Below are 16,550 nucleotides of genomic sequence, written 5' to 3' on the forward strand. Positions count from 1 at the left end.
ATGAAGCGGGTCGGGGTCGTCGTGGCGGTGTGCGCGCTGCTGGTCGCGATATCGGCCGCAGCCGGACCCGCCCCGCACGGGCAACCGCCGTGCGCACCGGGTGTCGACCTGCGACAGGTCGCGATCACCGTGGACGGCGAGCGTGCGACCGGGCGCGTATACGAGCCGTTTCGCTGTGTTCCCGGCGATATCGCGGCCACGAAGCTGGTGGTCGCGGTGCACGGGCACGGTGGGTCGTCGGCCGATTTCGCCCCGTATATGTCCGCGCTCGCGCGCACGGGCGGGTCGCCGATTCTGCTCATGGATCTGCGCAGCGCCGACGGACCGTGGCGCACCGGCGACTGGAACCTGTGGACGGGCTGGCACGACCTGGTGGCAGCCACGCAGTGGTATCGCGGCGAGCATCCCGCTATCGCGTCCACCGTGCTGTGGGGGTGGAGTCAGGGCGGCATCACCAGCGGGCTCGCGGTGGCACACGGGCCGCCCGGGCTGTTCGACTACTGGGTCGACAACTACGGCCCCTCCGACGATTTCACGATGTGGGCGGCCGGTGGCTCGGTGGATCCCGCACTGCCCCGCCAGATCGAACGTGACGCGGGCGGCTGCGCGCCGATGATCTGCCCGCTCGCCTACATCGAGCGTTCGCCCGCGCTGCTCGCCGACCGGCTGACCATGCGCCGGGCCTTCCTGATCCACGGCACCGCCGACGCCATCGTGCCCTTCGCGACCAGTGTGGAACTGCGCGCGGCGCTGACCGCGGCAGGGCAAGCGTTCTCCTTCTACACCGTGGTCAGCGGGCGTGACCTGACCGGCGCCATCGTCGCGGGTGATCACTCGGTCGGACCCGCGCTGTTCGAGGGCGGATGTGTGGTGTTGCGCCTGCTCGCGGGAACCGAGCCGCTCGCGCCGCAGGTCATCGACTATGTCGTCGATGTCGAGCACGGTTCGGTCACCGCGCCCGCGGCCCCCGCGGGCGCGAAGTGCGCGGCCTGAGACACGCGGGAACAAGGTTCGGCGAACCGCGGTTGTGCGAGAAGACACCGACCGGAGTGAGGATGCGATGACCGACGTAGTGCCCGACGATCACGGCTGGCAGGGTGCCGAGCTCGATCTGGACGCCTATCTGTCCAGGATCGGCTACGACGGGCCGCGCACGGCATCGGTCGACACCTTGCGCGCCTTGGTGCGCGCCCACACGACCACCATCCCGTTCGAGAATCTGGAGATCATCCTCGGCCGCGGCATCCCGCTGGATCTGAACTCCTTGCAGAACAAGCTGATCCGTCGCAGCCGCGGCGGCTACTGCTACGAGAATGTGGGGATCTTCGCCGCCGCGCTCGAACGGTTCGGGTTCGGTGTCGCGGGACTCAGCGGCCGGGTCTCCTACGGTGTGGCCGACACCGGCGCCCTGCGGCCGGCGACCCACGCCCTGCTGCGCGTGACCACGCCCGACGACGATCGCGTCTGGATCTGCGATGTCGGTTTCGGTTTCGGTCCCTTGGCGCCGTTCGAACTGGTCGACAGCAACGGCGAATTCGCGCTCGGCGACTGGCGCTACCGGCTGGAACGCCGGGCCGGTGACCTGTGGGTGCTGTTCCAGTTCAGCCGCGACGGCTGGATCGACCGCTACACCTTCACCGAGAACCCGCAGTTCCGTATCGACTACGCGGTCGGCAACCACTTCGTGTCGACCTCGCCACGTTCGCCGTTCACCACGCGACCCTTCCTCCAGCGATTCCTGCCCGGCGTCCACCACGTGCTCGATGACCTGACGCTGAGCTCGGAATACCCCGACGGCACTGCCACTTCGCGTGATCTCGATCCCACCGAGCTGCCCAAGGTGCTGGCGGAAGTCTTCGACATCGACCTCGGCGAAGACGACGCCGCCACTGTGACGACCACGCCCTGGCGAACCGGATAGCACCCTCCCCACACGGCACGGCGGTTTGCTTCCTGGGTGGCGCTACGGCAAATTGATGGTTACTTGCCGGGAAACAATTCCTTTGTGGGGGCCGATTCTGTGGGGTCGTTGGTGCCGAATGTTCGGACCGCATCGCCGGGTGCGGCGGTCCGTGGCACCGTCGAACGCCGCCGGGATCTGGACGGTCTGCGCGGGATAGCGATCGCGCTCGTGGTGGCGTTCCATGTGTGGGCCGGCCGCGTATCCGGCGGTGTCGATGTCTTTCTGGTGCTGTCGGGGTTCTTCTTCACCGGGGCCGTGGTGCGCGGGGTGGAGCGGCGCGGCGGGGTGTCCGCGGCAGAGACCGCGCGACGGACCGCGCGCAGGTTGATGCCGTCGTTGGTGGTGGTGTTAGCGGCGATTCTGCTCGCGACGGTGGTGTTGCGCCCGTACACCCAGCTGGGCGAAGCCGCCGCGCAGACGTTGGCGTCGATGTTCTACGGCCAGAACTGGTATCTGGCCACCGCCGAGCTCGACTATCTCTCGCCCGATCCGTCGGTGAGCCCGCTCCAGCATCTGTGGTCGATGTCGGTACAGGGGCAGTTCTACCTGGCGATCTTCGTACTGCTGGCGGGGTGGGCCTGGTTGCGCAGGCGCGGTTCGGCCGGGCGGCTCACCTTGCTGATCGTGCTGGCCGGGCTGGCGTCACTGTCGTTCTGGTACGCGGCGTCGGGCACCGCACAGCACCAGGCCTGGACCTATTACGACAGCGTCGCGCGCGGCTGGGAGTTGCTGGCCGGTGCGATGCTGGCCGTCGCGGCGCCCTGGCTGCGGATACCGAACCGGCTGCGGGGGCTCGCGGCCGCGCTCGGTCTGGCCATGGTGCTGTCGTGTGGGCCGCTGTTCGACGGCGCGAATCAGTTCCCCGGCGTCGCGGCGCTGTGGCCGGTGGCGGCCGCCTGCCTGGTGATCGCCTCCGGGTTCGGCGTGGCCGCGCGGTCGTGGCCGAACCGCCTGCTGGGCGGACGGTTCTGCACCGAACTCGGCGCGCTGGCCTACCCGCTGTACCTGTGGCACTGGCCGATCCTGATCTTCTACCTCGGCGAGACCGGGCGGGCGAATGCCGGCATCGTCGACGGTGTGGTGGTGATCGGCGCCTCGCTCGTCCTGGCCTACGCGACCACGCGTCTGATCGAGTCGCCCTTGCGCATGCCACCGCGCGGCCAGGAGGTCGAGAACCGCAGGCTGACCGGGGCACTGGTCACCGCCACCGCGGTCGCGGTGTTGATCGCCTCGCTGGGATGGCAGGTGGTGCTGGTGGCCAACCCGGCCGTGCCGCCGCAGGCGCTGGACACCCACCGCTATCCGGGCGCCGCCGCGTTGCTCTCCGGTGCCGAATACTCACCGGAACCCATGCGGCCCACCGTCTTCGAAGGACAGGCCGACACTCCGCCGCCGACCACCGACGGCTGCATCACCCCCAACCGGGAAGTCCGCGTCTGTACCTACGGCGACCCCACCGCCGCGCGCTCGATCGCGCTGGTCGGTGGGTCGCACTCCGAGCACTGGCTGCCCGCGCTGGAACCACTCGCCCTCGAGCACGGGTTCCGGGTGGTCTCCTACCTCAAGGAAGGCTGTCCGGTCGTCCTCGCCGATCAGCCGTCCTACGCCGAGTGGCCTTTCCCCGAGTGTCACGAATGGTCGGTCGAGGTGCTCGACCGGCTGGCCGCCGACCCCCCGAACTGGGTGCTGACCCTGTCCACCCGCTACCGCCAGAACGGCACGGGCGACGAGGTGCCCAACGAATACCTCGAAGTATGGACGGCGTTGCAGGACCGTGGCCTCAACGTGCTCGCCCTGCGTGACACGCCTCGATTACGCCGCGACGGCGTCCTCTACCGCGCCACCGACTGCCTCGCCCACCGCGGCGACCCCGACAGCTGCGGGCTCGATCGTGCCGATGTGCTCGACCCGCGCGATCCCGCTCAGGAGCCGGCGGCCGGCTACCCGAACGTCCATCCGCTCGACCTGTCCGACGCTGTCTGCCGACCGCAGCGCTGCCGGGTGGTCGAGGGCAATGTGCTCATCTATCGCGACGAGCACCACCTGACCGCCAGCTACGCCCGCTCGCTCGCCCCCGAACTCGGCCGCCAGATCGGGGCGATCACCGGCTGGTGGTAGCGGACGGGCTCGTCACAGCAGAAACGACAACCCCACCGGTACCACGGATCGAGCTAGTCTCGGACTCGTGCGCACACCACGGAAGGCATCGGTCCTGCTCGTCGCGCTCGCTGCGCTGCCCCTCGCGTGCTCCTCCGGACCCGACCAGCCCCAGACCGTCGCCGAGTCCTTCGCCGCCGCGCTCACCAGCGCAGACGCATCCGCCGCCGCCGCACTCACCGACGCACCGGAGCAGGCCCTGCCGGTCCTCACCGCGCTGTTCGAGAACCTCGGCAAGAACGACACGGTCCGGGTGTCGTCCACCGACGACAAGTCCTTCACGCTGGAATCCACCTGGAAATTCGGCCCCGACGGCCGCAACGCGTGGACCTACTCGAGCGCCGGAACCACCACCGGCGACGACGAGTGGAAGATCGCCTGGCAGCCGACCACCGTCGCGCCCGGCCTCGACCTCGGCGCGCTCAGCTACAGCCCGGTCGCGGCGAAACCGGCGCGGGTACTCGACGCCTCCGGCGGTGACCTGATGACCCAGCAGGTGGTGACGCTGGTGAACGTCGCGCCCGACGCCGACCTGCCCGCCGCCGCCGCGCTGCTCGCGCCGCAGGGCGTCACCGAGACCACGCTGCGGACGGATCTCGCCGCGGCACAGGGTAAACCGATCACCGCCGTGGCACTGCGTGACGCCGACATCGCGCCGGTGCAGCAGGCGCTGACGGGCGTGCGCGGGGTGACGCTCGCGCCACAGACCCGGTTGCTCACCGTCGACAAGACTCTCGCCGGACCCACCATCGGGGGATTGGCCGAGATCTGGCAGGAACAGGCCGACACCGCCGCGGGCTGGGCGATCCGCGCGCAGACCGCCGAGGGCACCCAGCGCATCGCCGGACCCGACGCGAAGCCCACCGCCGACATCGCCAGCACCCTCGACATCGATCTACAGCACGCGGCCGAGGACGCACTGACCCCGATCACCACTCCGGCCGCCATCGTCGCGCTGCGCCCCTCGACCGGGGAGGTGCTGGCCGTCGCCCAGAACGCGCCCGCCGACGCCCAGGGTCCGATCGCGCTCACCGGGCTCTACCCGCCGGGCTCCACGTTCAAGACCGTCACGGTCTCGGCGGCACTGCAAGCAGGCGGGGTCACGCCCGACACCGTGCTGCCGTGTCCCGGCCGCGCCACCATCGAGGGCCGCACGATTCCCAACGACAACGGCTTCGACCTGGGTATGGTGCCCCTGCACACCGCGTTCGCACGCTCGTGCAACACCACGATGGCCGAGCTGGGAGTGAAATTGCCTGCCGACGGACTCACCGCGGCGGCCCAGCAGCTGGGTCTCGGGGTGGACTATGTGACACCCGGCTTGACGACTGTCACAGGGAAAGTTCCACCCGCCGAAAGTCCGGCGCAACGGGTCGAATCGAGCATCGGACAGGGCACGGTGACGGCGTCGCCGTTCGGAATGGCGCTCGTCGCGGCCGCCCTCGCGCACGGTTCCGCGCCGGCTCCGAGCATCATCCGCGGCCGTCCCGGCACTCCCGACCGGCCTTCGGCGCCGGTGCCCGCGACGGTGACGTCGCAGCTAGAGACCATGATGGGGGAGACGGTGAGTGCGGGTACGGCCACCGCCCTGCGTGACATCCCCGGCCTGCTCGGCAAGACCGGTACCGCCGAGTACCTCGACGACACCCACGCCCACGGCTGGTTCGTCGGCATCGACGGTGACCGGGCGTTCGCGGTGTTCGTCGCGGACGCCGGAAGCTCCGGACCGGCGGTCGAGGCAGCGGGACGGATGCTACGTGTGACACCATGAGTCGTCTTTCCCCCCGCAGGCGAGCAATCCCCCCGCTGCCGCACGCGGTCATCACCCAGCCAGCTACACTCGGCGGCGGACCATACCCATGGTCAATACGCGGGATGTCACAATTTCGAGAAGGTTCGGAGTAGGCGCCATCGATACCGGTCAGAAGATCGCGGAGCATTACCGCCTGGTCGAGCGTATTGGTAGCGGCGGCACAGGCGTTGTATGGCGTGCTGTCGACGAACGCCTCCAACGCTCCGTGGCAGTGAAGCAGATCCACATCAAACCCAGCTTGCCCGAGGGCGAGCGGGATGTGTTGCGCCAGCGCGCGATTCGGGAAGCCCGCAACGCGGCACGCTTCCAGCACCCCAATGCCATCGTCGTATTCGACATCACCGAGCACAACGGTGATCCGTGCCTGGTGATGGAGTACCTCAAGTCGGTCAGCCTCGCGGGTGAGCTGGGCCAGAAGGGCCCGCTGCCGCTGCTCGAGGTCGCCCGCATCGGGGAGAAGGTCGCCTCCTCCCTGATCGCCGCCCACCAGGCCGGCCTGGTGCACCGCGACGTGAAACCGGGCAATATCCTGCTCGGCGACCACGGTGAGGTGAAGATCACCGACTTCGGCATCTCCCGCGCGGCCGGCGACGTGACGCTCACCGAGACCGGGCTGATCTGCGGCACTGCCGCCTATCTGGCACCCGAGGTTGCGCGCGGCTCCGATCCGACCCCTGCCGCCGACGTATTCGCCCTCGGCGCAACCCTCTTCCACGCGCTGGAAGGTGAACCCCCCTACGGTGCCAACGCCAACCCGCTCGCGGTGCTCTACGCCGCCGCCAACGGACAGGTACGCGAGCCCCACAACGCGGGCCCGGCCACCGACTTCCTGCTCGATCTGCTCAGCCCGGACCCCCTCGACCGTCCGACGATGACCGAGGCCCGCGACGCGCTGGCCGCGTTCGCCGAGGACGAGAACGCGGTGCCCGCCGGATTCGTCCCCGCCAGTGAGGCTTTCAACCGTCGCAACTCCGCGGCCACCACCCAGGTGATCCGGCAGTCCGGTCGCCGGGCCTCCCATGCGGGCGCGTCCACCGCCACGACCCGTCAGATTCGCTCGAACCCGCGTCCGCAGGTCCGTCAGGACACCGCGGCGCACCCGCACACCCAGGCTCAGCCGATGCCCGCCCCGCGCAAGCAGGCGGGCAAGGGCCGTGCGGTACTGATCGGGTCCGCGGTGGGTGCGGTGGTCGCGGCCGTCGCCGTGGCGTTCAGTGCCTTCAACAGCTCCGACTCGGATTCGCCGCAGGTGCAGGCCGGTCCGCAGACTTCGGCGCAGTCGTCGGCGGCACCGAAGCCCAGCGCGGCGGTTCCGCCGCTCGGGCAGGCCAGCAATGTCGGCACCGTCGATATCGGATCGGCGGGTCTGCTGGTCGAGAACTTCTTCAGCGATCCGGCCGGTTCGTGGTCGCTGCTCACCCCTGCCGCACAGCAGGTCTACGGCAGCGAGTCCGCGTTCCGCGAGTACTGGAACGCCCGCACCGTCGACACCTTCGCCAGCATCACCGCGGTCAGCGGCAACAACGCCGACGGCTCCACGAATATGCGCCTGGCCAGCATCACCATCAACGGCTCGACCAAGGCCATGGTCATGCGCGTGGTGAGCTCCGGCGGCAGTCTGCGCATCGACGGGGATACCCGCTAGCTGGTGTTCGCGACGGATCCGCCGGTCGGGTCCGTCGCCTCGGTGGGATGTGGGTGGAAAAGCGATGGCGGCCGACCATTAGGCTGGTAGCTGACCTGAGCCCCAGCACAGAACAGGACCGTACCCCGATATGACTTCCCGCATCGAGCTCGCCCGCGTCGATCTGCGCGGTCGTACTCCTTCCGCTGCCGAGCTGCGCACCGCGCTGCCGCGCGGAGGGGTCGACGTGGACTCGGTGCTGCATCATGTGCGGCCGGTCGTCGAGGACATTCGGGACCGGGGCGCCGAGGCGGCGCTGGACTACAGCGAGAAGTTCGACGGCGTGCGGCCCGCCGTGGTGCGGGTACCGGCCGGCGAGCTGACCAAGGCGCTCGCCGAGCTGGACCCGGCGGTGCGCGCCGCACTCGAGGTGGCGATCGAGCGGACCAGGAAGGTGCACGCCGATCAGCGGCGCACCGACACGGTGACCGAGGTCGTGCCCGGTGGCACCGTCACCGAGAAGTGGCTGCCGGTGGAGCGGGTCGGGCTGTACGTGCCCGGCGGCAACGCCGTGTACCCGTCGTCGGTCGTCATGAACGTGGTGCCCGCGCAGGCCGCCGGTGTCGAGTCGCTGGTGGTGGCCTCGCCGCCGCAGGCGCAGTTCGGTGGGCTGCCGCACCCGACGATCATGGCGGCCGCCGCGCTGCTCGGCGTCGAGGAGGTGTGGGCGGTCGGCGGTGCGCAGGCGGTGGCGCTGCTGTCCTACGGCGGTGTCGATACCGATGGCGGGGCGCTCGAACCGGTCGACCTGATCACCGGGCCCGGCAATATCTATGTCACCGCGGCCAAGCGGCTGTGTCGTGGGCTGGTCGGCATCGATGCCGAGGCGGGCCCCACCGAGATCGCCGTGCTGGCCGACGCCACGGCCGATCCGGTGCACGTGGCCGCCGACCTGATCAGCCAGGCCGAGCACGATGTGCTCGCCGCCAGTGTGCTGGTCACCGATTCTCCCGCGCTGGCCGACGCGGTCGACGCTGCCGTGAACGCTCAGCTCGCCGTGGTCAAACACCACGATCGCGTGCGGGAAGCGTTGAGCGGCAAGCAGTCCGGGATCGTGCTCGTCGACAACATCGCGCAGGGTCTGCGGGTGGTCGACGCCTATGCCGCCGAGCACCTCGAGATCCAGACCATGGACGCCGCCGCTGTCGCCGCGCGGGTGCGCAGTGCCGGTGCGATCTTCGTCGGCCCGTGGGCGCCCGTCAGCCTGGGTGACTACTGCGCGGGTTCGAACCACGTGCTGCCGACCGCGGGGTGTGCGCGGCACTCCTCGGGACTGAGCGTGCAGACGTTCCTGCGTGGCATCCACATCGTGGAGTACACCGAGGCGGCGCTGAAGGATGTCGCCGGACACGTTGTCGCCCTGGCCAACGCGGAGGATCTGCCCGCGCACGGTCAGGCCGTGCAGGCGCGTTTCGAGGCGCTGTCATGAGTACTCCCACCGTGCCCGGCGCTTCGGCGACCCTGGACCAGCTACCGCTGCGCGACAACCTGCGGGGCAAATCGCCTTATGGCGCACCGCAATTGACGGTGCCGGTGCAGCTCAATACCAACGAGAACCCGCACCCGCCCAGCAAGGCGCTGATCGACGATGTCGCCGAGTCGGTGCGCGCCGCCGCCGCCGATCTGCACCGGTACCCGGATCGCGACGTTGTCGCGCTGCGCCACGACCTGGCCGAGTATCTGACCCGTCAGACCGGTGTCGCCGTCGACACCGCGAATGTGTGGGCGGCCAACGGCTCCAACGAGATCCTGCAGCAGCTGTTGCAGGCGTTCGGCGGACCGGGCCGCAGCGCGCTGGGTTTCGTGCCCTCGTACTCGATGCACCCGATCATCTCGGAGGGCATCGACACCGAGTGGGTCGAGGCCAAGCGCAGTGGTGACTTCTCGCTCGACATCGACTACGCGGTGGCCCAGATCGCTGAACGCCGACCCGACGTGGTGTTCGTGACGAGCCCGAACAACCCGACCGGGCACAGCATCCCGATCGCCGAGCTCGAGCGGATTCTCGAGGTCGCGCCCGGCATCGTCGTGGTCGACGAGGCGTACGGCGAGTTCTCCGCGGCGCCCAGCGCGATCACCTTGATCGACCGGTTCCCGACCAAGCTCGTTGTCACCCGCACCATGAGCAAGGCGTTCGCGTTCGCGGGTGGGCGCCTGGGCTACCTGGCCGCCTCGCCCGCGGTGATCGACGCGATTCTGCTGGTGCGGTTGCCGTACCACCTGTCGGTGGTCACCCAGGCCGCCGCGCGCGCGGCATTGCGTCACGCTGACGAAACCCTCGGCAGTGTGGCGGAATTGGCGGCTCAGCGTGATCGGGTCGCCGCCGCACTCGCCTCGCTCGGGTTCGACGTGATCCCCAGCGACGCCAACTTCGTGCTGTTCGGCCGGTTCACCGACGCGGGCGCCGCGTGGCAGCACTATCTCGACGCGGGTGTGCTGATCCGCGATGTCGGCATCCCCGGGTACCTGCGCGCCACCATCGGCCTCGCCGCCGAGAACGACGAATTCCTGCGCGTGAGCCGCGATATCGCGGGCACCGACCTTACTCACTGAATCCACCTGTGGAGGAACACAATCATGAGCAGAACAGCGCGGGTGGAACGCGTCACCAAAGAGTCCTCGATTCTGGTGGAGCTGAACCTCGACGGCACCGGGCAGACCGAGATCTCCACCGGAGTGCCGTTCTATGACCACATGCTGACCGCGCTCGGCGCGCACGCCGGGTTCGACCTGGTGGTACGGGCCGAGGGTGACATCGAGATCGAAGCGCACCACACGGTCGAGGACACCGCGATCGTGCTGGGACAGGCGCTCGGGCAGGCGCTGGGCGACAAGAAGGGGATCCGCCGCTTCGGCGACGCGTTCATCCCGATGGACGAGACCCTCGCGCACGCCGCCGTCGACGTGTCCGGCCGGCCGTACTGCGTGTTCACCGGCGAGCCCGAACACCTCGTGCACACCATCATCCCGAGCGCGGGCCCCGGCGCGTCGTACTCCACGGTGCTCAACAAGCACGTCTTCGAGTCGATCGCGCAGAACGCCCGCATCGCGCTGCACGTGCGGGTGCTCTACGGCCGCGACCAGCACCACATCACCGAGGCCGAGTTCAAGGCTGTCGCGCGGGCTCTGCGCGCCGCCGTGGAAATCGACCCCCGGGTCAGTGGTGTGCCGTCCACGAAGGGTGTGCTGTGAAATCCGTTGTGCTGCTGGACTACGGCTCCGGCAATCTGCACTCCGCCGAACGCGCGCTGGTGCGTGCCGGTGCGCAGGTGGAGGTCACGGCCGACCCCACCGCCGCCTTGGCGGCCGACGGGCTCGTCGTCCCCGGCGTCGGTGCGTACGCCGCCTGTATGGCCGGGCTGCTGTCGGTGCGCGGTGATCGCATGATCGGCCAGCGCCTCGCCGGTGGACGTCCCGTGCTCGGCATCTGCGTCGGCATGCAGATCATGTTCGACCGCGGCGTCGAGTTCGGTGTCGAGACCGAAGGCTGCGGCGAATGGCCCGGCACCGTCGCGGGACTGGACGCTCCCGTCCTTCCGCACATGGGCTGGAACACGGTCAAGGCACCCGCCGACAGCACGCTGTTCGCCGGTATGGACGCCGACACCCGCTTCTACTTCGTCCACTCCTACGCGGCGCAGCAGTGGGAACTCCCGGACAACGAGCACATCGCACCCGCGAAGCTCACCTGGGCCGAGCACGGCGTCCCCTTCCTGGCCGCCGTCGAGAACGGACCGCTCTCGGCCACCCAGTTCCACCCGGAGAAGTCCGGCGACGCGGGTGCGCAACTGCTGCGCAACTGGATCGGCTCGCTGTAGTCCGGCCACCTCGGCTGACTGTCGTGCGGCAACCGTGGCTAGGCGCGGTGGCGTTCTCGTTCGCTTCCGGCGGTCAGCGGCTCGTCTGACAGGAACGCGCGGACCGGTGCCGCGCAGCGGACCGCGTCGTCGAACCACGGGCCGTGACCGCCGGGGACGACGACGAGTCGCGCGCCGGGGATCTTCGTCAGCGATGGTCGAGCCTGGTCAGGGGAGCTGAAAACGTCGTGCTCGCCCCAGACGAACAGCAGCGGCGTGGTGATCCGAGCCAGTTCGTCATCGGTCAGGACGTTGTCGGGGCGCGCGATACGTCCCCGCATCAGGCGACACAGCAGCGCGCGGTAGGACGCGGCCTGTCCGGGCAGTCGCAGCGGTAGCCGGTGCAGATCGAGCATGTCGTCGGACATGGCACGAGACGCTGTCGCCCCGAGCGCCTCGGTGAGGGCGAAGCGGGCGACGAACCGCGGGGACGGCAGTCGCATCAGCCTTTCATCGACAGGGCCGCGGAGCGGAGAGGTCAGTGACTCCATCTCGGCAATGCCGCGCATGTCGGGGAAGGCGGTGGCGGGGGTGGCGACAATCGCTGCTCGCGTGAGCCGTTTCGGCGCGTCCAGCGTGGCCCAGAGGGTGAACAAGCCGCCGAGGGAGCTGCCGACGAACGCGGCTCGATCCACGCCGAGCGCATCCAGTGTTCCGGTGAGCACACCCGTGGCCAGCTCGCGGACGGTACTTCCCTGCCAAGTGAAAGGGGGTGCGAGACTGTGACCCGGCAGGTCGACGAGGATATGCCGGAAGCCGGGCAGGTGGGCGATCAGCGGTGCCATGCCCATGGCGGGTGCCGAGATGCCGTTGATGTGGACGACGGGTTCGCCGGATCCGGCGGTCAGGACGCGGACCTGTACCGCGGGATCGCGCAGCGTGAACAGGTGCTCGCTGATCGTGAGTCCGTAGGCGTCGGCGACGCGCTGTTCGGCGGCGCGGATCCGGCGTTGCAGACCTCGGGAATTGCTCATGCACTCACTGTGGGGTGCGCCGGGGTGCGCTGTCTTGAACGAATGTTCCGGCGGTCAGAGCGCCGTGAGCGCACCCGGTGTGACACCGGCGAAGGCCGACACGTCGCGATGTAGGTGTGATTGATCCGAATAACCGCATGCCACAGCGGCATTCGCGGGTGAATGGCCGGTCGTCAGCAGGTCGAACGCGTGCCGGAACCGGGTGAGCATCGCGGCGCGTTTCGGTGTCACGCCGACCTGGTCGGTGAACCTCGACCACAGCCGTTTGCGGCTCCAGCCGGTGAGTTCGGTCAGTTCCCGTACCCGCACGCCGCCGTTGCCGGCGACGATGCGGTCCCACGCTGCGGCGACCTCCGGGTCGGCCGTCCTGGTCGATTCACGCAGGGTGAGAAACCGGGACGTCAGCGCGAATCGTTCTGCCCACGTGGCTGTTTCGGCCAGCTGTTCGCGCAGCAGTGGCGCCGCCGGACCCCAGACCTCGTCGAGGCCGATCATCGCGCCGCTCAGGGCGGCCGGCGCGACCCCGAGCAGGCGGTAGGCGGCGATCGGCGACATTCGTACCTCGACACATTCGACACGCGCCGCGTGAACACGGCGAACCCCCGGGTCGAGCCCGGCGACCAGGCCGTCGAACGTGAACTGCTGGTCGGGGCCTTCGACACTGAGCCGACAGTCGCCGAACTGGATCACCACAGTGACTTCCGGTCGCGGGAAGATCCGCAGATCGCACCCCGCGGACACTCGATCGCGGAATCCTTCCATCACGACATCGGTGGCTGCCGCTCCGGTCGAGCGCGCCAACTCCCAGCCGTCGTCCAGCTCGTGTTCGGACATGATGGGCCGCACACATCGAGCGTACGGACGTCGTGACGATCGTGGGGCCTGTCGGTGATCAGGGGTTGTCGAAGTGGGCTCGGTCGGCGGCTTCGGTGCCTGCGGTCCAGCCTTCGGCGCTGCGGATGGTGATGCCTCGGGTACGGGCGGTGGGGAAGTAGGTGGCGAAGGCTTTGTCCACTCGTTGTCGGTGGGTGGCCAGGACGGGGAGTAGGTGGGTGGGGTCGGGGGAGTCGGCGATGGTTGCTCGGGCAGCCTCGGCGAGGCGTTCGCCGACTCGCGTGGCATAGGCGGTGAGGTAGGCCTTGCGGTAGTGGCGGGAGCGGGATTCCTCGGTGGTGGCGTTGTCGATCATGGTGCGGGTGGCTTGGACGAGCAGGGAAGTGGACAGGATCTCCACGGCATCGAGGTCGGGGTCGTCGCCGACGATCGTGACGAAACCCCAGTCGGCGACGAAGATCGCGCGGCAGCGGTTGGCTCGGGTCACCATGTCGATGAGCAGGGCTTTGGCGTCGGTGTAGGGGGTTTCCAGCCAGATGCGGCGGGCGGCGGGCAGGTCGGGGTCGGTGCGCTGGGTGTCGAGCAGGGCGCGGTCGATCGCGTACTTGGTCATGAGTTCTTGCGCCTTGGCGGACAGCGTTTCCGCTTCCTCGGCGAAGGACGTCGATTCGGCCTTGGCGAGGAGGCCACGGACTCGGCCGAGGGTCTTCTCGTCGACATGGTGGTGCGTGACGGTCTGCCTGCGGGTGCCGGGCAGTGCGACGATCTGCTCGAGTTTCGGGAGTTGGACGAGCAGGGCCAGGGCGGTCAGAGCTGAGGTGAGGGCCTCTTCGCGGGTGAGAAGCGCGCGGTCGGCCCACTGATCGAGGTGGGGTTGCCCGGACGTCCACCAGACCGTGGCGCTCAGCTCGTCCAGTTGCGACTGCCAGATCTCGTCGACGGACTCGGCGGGGAAATCGGACCGGTGCTCGGCCATCAGATCGGTCAGGTAGCTCACCGCGAACTCGTCCACCCGTCTGCGCGCTGCCTCATGAACATCGCGGGGCAACCAGCCGAACTCGAAGGCGCGGGCGATGATTCGCTCAGCGGCGAGCTGAACTCCGGCGGCCGGTTCGGCGCCCGCGACGTGTTCGGCGAATCGCCCGATCGCGTTCGTGTCGCCCTGGGCGGCGAGGAAGGCCACGGTCGCGATCGCGTCGGCCACCTGCGACCGGTCGCCCGACAACGCGGCATCGATCGGAAGTCCGGGAGCGGCTGCCGGTTTACGGCCTGTCCGGCGCCGACGATTCTGCTTGGCCAAGGGTTGCGCCGATCCTGTTCGTGGAGGTGCTACCCGTCACGGGGGGTAGGCAGTGTTCGCGGCGTCCATTGTCGCGCATCGCTCCCGTACGGCCGCGTCGTCATCGGGCCCGCGTCGAATCGTCGAAGGCAGCTCAGTTGTTCCCTGCCGATCCTGGGTTCGTAATCGCTACTCGCCCAAGGGAACTGCTGAAAGAGGGTGTCGGAAGTCGGTCGGTGAGCTTAGGCTGGCGGGATGAGTTATCGGGGGATGGTTCTCGACGAACGAGCCGAACTGGTCGACCTGCTGCGGGGGTTGAGCGAGCAGGAATGGGAGACGCCGTCGCTGTGCGCGGGGTGGCGGGTTCGTGACGTCGTCGGGCACCTGTTGCAGGACACCCTGAGCCCGCTGGGCTACGCGGCCGTCGTGGTGAAGAGCCGGGGCTCGGTCAGCCGCACCAATAACGCGCTCGCGCAGTCGTTCTCGGAGCTGACGACCGCGCAGCTGGTGGACAAGCTCGAGACCGAGTCGGGTCGCCTGTCGAAGTACTCGCCCCGGTTGATGCTCTCCGACCTCGTCGTCCACCACCAGGACATCCGCCGTCCCCTCGGCCGCCCACGGACGATCCCCGCGGACCGTCTCATCGCGGTCCTGAACTACCCCGACCCCTTCGCCTTCCCGGCCAGGTACGCCAAGGGTCTGCGTTTCGTCGCCACCGACGTCGACTGGTCCTCCGGCGACGGTCCGGAAGTGCGCGGCCCCGGCGAGGCCATCGCCCTGGCCGTGGTCGGCCGCACGGCCGCGCTCGCCGACCTCACCGGCGGCGGACTCCCCGAACTCCGCCGCCGCCTCGGCTGACTACTTCAGCGGTGGGGAATCGAGTGCGCGCGCGAGCCGACGGCCCCCACCTCGGTCAGTTCGTCGGCGCAGGTCGGCCGGGTCAGCGTCGCAGCGTGGTCGCGGTATCCGTCCGCGACAGTTTGTCGGGATTGCGGACCGAGTAGAGGCCGGTGACGAGGCCGTCGTCGACGCGCACCGCGAAGACCGTGTCGATCACGCCGTCGAGTCGCAGGATCAGGGCCGGGTGGCCGTTGAGCTGTGCCGATTCGACAGTCATCGCCGCGCCGATCCTCGGCACACTGGCGGTGAGCAAGGCGGCGACCAGCTCGGCCCCGACGATGGGCGACAGCGCGGCCTGCCTGATTCCGCCGCCGTCGCCGAGGAACACGACATCCGGTGCGAGCAGGTCGAGCAGGTTCTGGAGATCGCCGGTCTCGATCGCCCGCTGGAATGCCGCGAGCGCATCGCGGGATTCGCTCGCCGACACGATGCCGCGCGGTCGGCGGGCTGCGACGTGGGCGCGCGCCCGGTATGCCAGCTGGCGGACGGCGGCCGGGCTCTTGTCGACGGCCTCGGCGATCTCGTCGTAGTCCAGATCGAATACTTCGCGCAGCACGAACACCGCCCTTTCGATCGGCGTCAGCGTCTCCAGGACGAGCAGCATCGCCATCGAGACGCTCTCGGCCAACTCGACGTCCTCGGCGATGTCAGGCGTGGTCAGCAGCGGTTCGGGCAGCCAGGGGCCGACATAGGACTCCCGGCGCCGACCCAGCGTGCGCAACCGATCGAGTGACCGGCGGGTCGTGATCCTGACCAGATACGCGCGCCGGTCGCGCACCGCGTCGAGATCGACGCCCACCCACCGCAGCCAGGTCTCCTGGAGCACGTCCTCGGCGTCGGCGGCCGAGCCGAGCATCTCGTAAGCGACCGTGAACAGCAGATTGCGATGGGCGACGAACACCTCCGTCGCCGGGTCCTTCGCTGTGCCCTCGGGCTGCGGCGCCATGGGTAACTCCCTTTCCACTCGGATGTGTCGCCCATCAGACGCCGGCCGACGCCGTCGCGTAACACCGATCCGCAGTGGCGTGGATCACGTCGACGAGCTGTTACGGAGGTCCGGTCGCCGCCGTCTCATGGTCGTTCGATTCA

14 protein-coding genes are annotated in these 16,550 nt (G+C 69.2%); 10 read left to right on the plus strand and 4 right to left on the minus strand.

Features of this window, described 5'->3' with window-relative positions:
• From ACWGCN_RS27175 to hisH, 9 genes are all read left to right on the plus strand, one after another.
• Positions 1-993 carry an alpha/beta hydrolase family protein gene (locus ACWGCN_RS27175; protein WP_449972032.1) on the plus strand — a complete coding sequence of 331 codons (993 nt, stop codon included), beginning with the start codon at positions 1-3 and terminating at the stop codon, positions 991-993.
• A 67-nt stretch (positions 994-1,060) separates the two neighbouring features.
• Positions 1,061-1,921: an arylamine N-acetyltransferase family protein gene (locus ACWGCN_RS27180; RefSeq protein ID WP_452458184.1), complete on the plus strand. Its 861-nt coding sequence runs from the start codon at positions 1,061-1,063 to the stop codon at positions 1,919-1,921.
• A 111-nt stretch (positions 1,922-2,032) separates the two neighbouring features.
• On the plus strand, positions 2,033-4,081 hold the full coding sequence (locus tag ACWGCN_RS27185) for an acyltransferase family protein (protein WP_379314388.1): 2,049 nt from the start codon (positions 2,033-2,035) through the stop codon (positions 4,079-4,081).
• A 67-nt stretch (positions 4,082-4,148) separates the two neighbouring features.
• Positions 4,149-5,891 carry a penicillin-binding transpeptidase domain-containing protein gene (locus ACWGCN_RS27190; protein WP_452458183.1) on the plus strand — a complete coding sequence of 581 codons (1,743 nt, stop codon included), beginning with the start codon at positions 4,149-4,151 and terminating at the stop codon, positions 5,889-5,891.
• 88 nt (positions 5,892-5,979) lie between these two features.
• Positions 5,980-7,578 (plus strand): serine/threonine-protein kinase, encoded by a 1,599-nt coding sequence (locus ACWGCN_RS27195; protein WP_379314386.1) that lies wholly within the window; start codon positions 5,980-5,982, stop codon positions 7,576-7,578.
• Positions 7,579-7,708: 130 nt separating this feature from the next.
• Positions 7,709-9,046 carry a histidinol dehydrogenase gene (gene hisD / locus ACWGCN_RS27200; protein WP_387448908.1) on the plus strand — a complete coding sequence of 446 codons (1,338 nt, stop codon included), beginning with the start codon at positions 7,709-7,711 and terminating at the stop codon, positions 9,044-9,046.
• The gene (locus tag ACWGCN_RS27205; protein WP_452458182.1) at positions 9,043-10,170 is read left to right on the plus strand and encodes a histidinol-phosphate transaminase; all 1,128 of its coding nucleotides are present in this window, start codon (positions 9,043-9,045) and stop codon (positions 10,168-10,170) included. The genes hisD and ACWGCN_RS27205 overlap by 4 nt, the downstream gene beginning before the upstream one ends.
• Positions 10,171-10,194: 24 nt before the next feature.
• On the plus strand, positions 10,195-10,809 hold the full coding sequence (gene hisB, locus ACWGCN_RS27210) for an imidazoleglycerol-phosphate dehydratase HisB (RefSeq protein WP_056824871.1): 615 nt from the start codon (positions 10,195-10,197) through the stop codon (positions 10,807-10,809).
• Positions 10,806-11,435, plus strand: coding sequence for an imidazole glycerol phosphate synthase subunit HisH (gene hisH / locus ACWGCN_RS27215; protein WP_378995727.1), 630 nt, complete (start codon positions 10,806-10,808; stop codon positions 11,433-11,435). The genes hisB and hisH overlap by 4 nt, the downstream gene beginning before the upstream one ends.
• A gap of 38 nt (positions 11,436-11,473) precedes the next feature.
• On the opposite strand, the gene ACWGCN_RS27220 is transcribed toward hisH, so the two are convergent.
• The 3 genes from ACWGCN_RS27220 to ACWGCN_RS27230 are packed head-to-tail and all read right to left on the minus strand — an operon-like array spanning position 11,474 to position 14,582.
• Positions 11,474-12,448, minus strand: coding sequence for an alpha/beta fold hydrolase (locus ACWGCN_RS27220; protein WP_387448898.1), 975 nt, complete (start codon positions 12,446-12,448; stop codon positions 11,474-11,476).
• A gap of 54 nt (positions 12,449-12,502) precedes the next feature.
• Positions 12,503-13,294, minus strand: a complete 792-nt coding sequence (locus ACWGCN_RS27225) for a helix-turn-helix domain-containing protein (protein WP_452458181.1) — start codon at positions 13,292-13,294, stop codon at positions 12,503-12,505.
• 46 nt (positions 13,295-13,340) lie between these two features.
• Positions 13,341-14,582, minus strand: coding sequence for a DUF2786 domain-containing protein (locus tag ACWGCN_RS27230; RefSeq protein ID WP_452458180.1), 1,242 nt, complete (start codon positions 14,580-14,582; stop codon positions 13,341-13,343).
• Positions 14,583-14,816: 234 nt separating this feature from the next.
• On the opposite strand from ACWGCN_RS27230, the gene ACWGCN_RS27235 reads away from it, so the two are divergent.
• Positions 14,817-15,419: a maleylpyruvate isomerase family mycothiol-dependent enzyme gene (locus tag ACWGCN_RS27235; protein ID WP_378995718.1), complete on the plus strand. Its 603-nt coding sequence runs from the start codon at positions 14,817-14,819 to the stop codon at positions 15,417-15,419.
• Positions 15,420-15,501: 82 nt separating this feature from the next.
• Here ACWGCN_RS27235 and ACWGCN_RS27240 read toward each other — a convergent pair whose 3' ends face one another.
• On the minus strand, positions 15,502-16,407 hold the full coding sequence (locus ACWGCN_RS27240) for an RNA polymerase sigma-70 factor (RefSeq protein WP_452458179.1): 906 nt from the start codon (positions 16,405-16,407) through the stop codon (positions 15,502-15,504).
• Positions 16,408-16,550 lie beyond the last annotated feature (143 nt).

Source organism: Nocardia sp. NPDC055050, assembly GCF_053608345.1.

Bases quoted from the DNA above. Each gene is read 5' to 3' on its own strand.
- ACWGCN_RS27240 (WP_452458179.1), bottom strand. From the start codon at position 16,407: ATGGCGCCGCAGCCCGAGGGCACAGCGAAGGACCCGGCGACGGAGGTG.
- ACWGCN_RS27180 (WP_452458184.1), top strand. From the start codon at position 1,061: ATGACCGACGTAGTGCCCGACGATCACGGCTGGCAGGGTGCCGAGCTC.
- ACWGCN_RS27220 (WP_387448898.1), bottom strand. From the start codon at position 12,448: ATGAGCAATTCCCGAGGTCTGCAACGCCGGATCCGCGCCGCCGAACAG.
- ACWGCN_RS27205 (WP_452458182.1), top strand. From the start codon at position 9,043: ATGAGTACTCCCACCGTGCCCGGCGCTTCGGCGACCCTGGACCAGCTA.
- hisB (WP_056824871.1), top strand. From the start codon at position 10,195: ATGAGCAGAACAGCGCGGGTGGAACGCGTCACCAAAGAGTCCTCGATT.
- ACWGCN_RS27235 (WP_378995718.1), top strand. From the start codon at position 14,817: ATGAGTTATCGGGGGATGGTTCTCGACGAACGAGCCGAACTGGTCGAC.
- ACWGCN_RS27175 (WP_449972032.1), top strand. From the start codon at position 1: ATGAAGCGGGTCGGGGTCGTCGTGGCGGTGTGCGCGCTGCTGGTCGCG.
- ACWGCN_RS27195 (WP_379314386.1), top strand. From the start codon at position 5,980: ATGGTCAATACGCGGGATGTCACAATTTCGAGAAGGTTCGGAGTAGGC.
- hisD (WP_387448908.1), top strand. From the start codon at position 7,709: ATGACTTCCCGCATCGAGCTCGCCCGCGTCGATCTGCGCGGTCGTACT.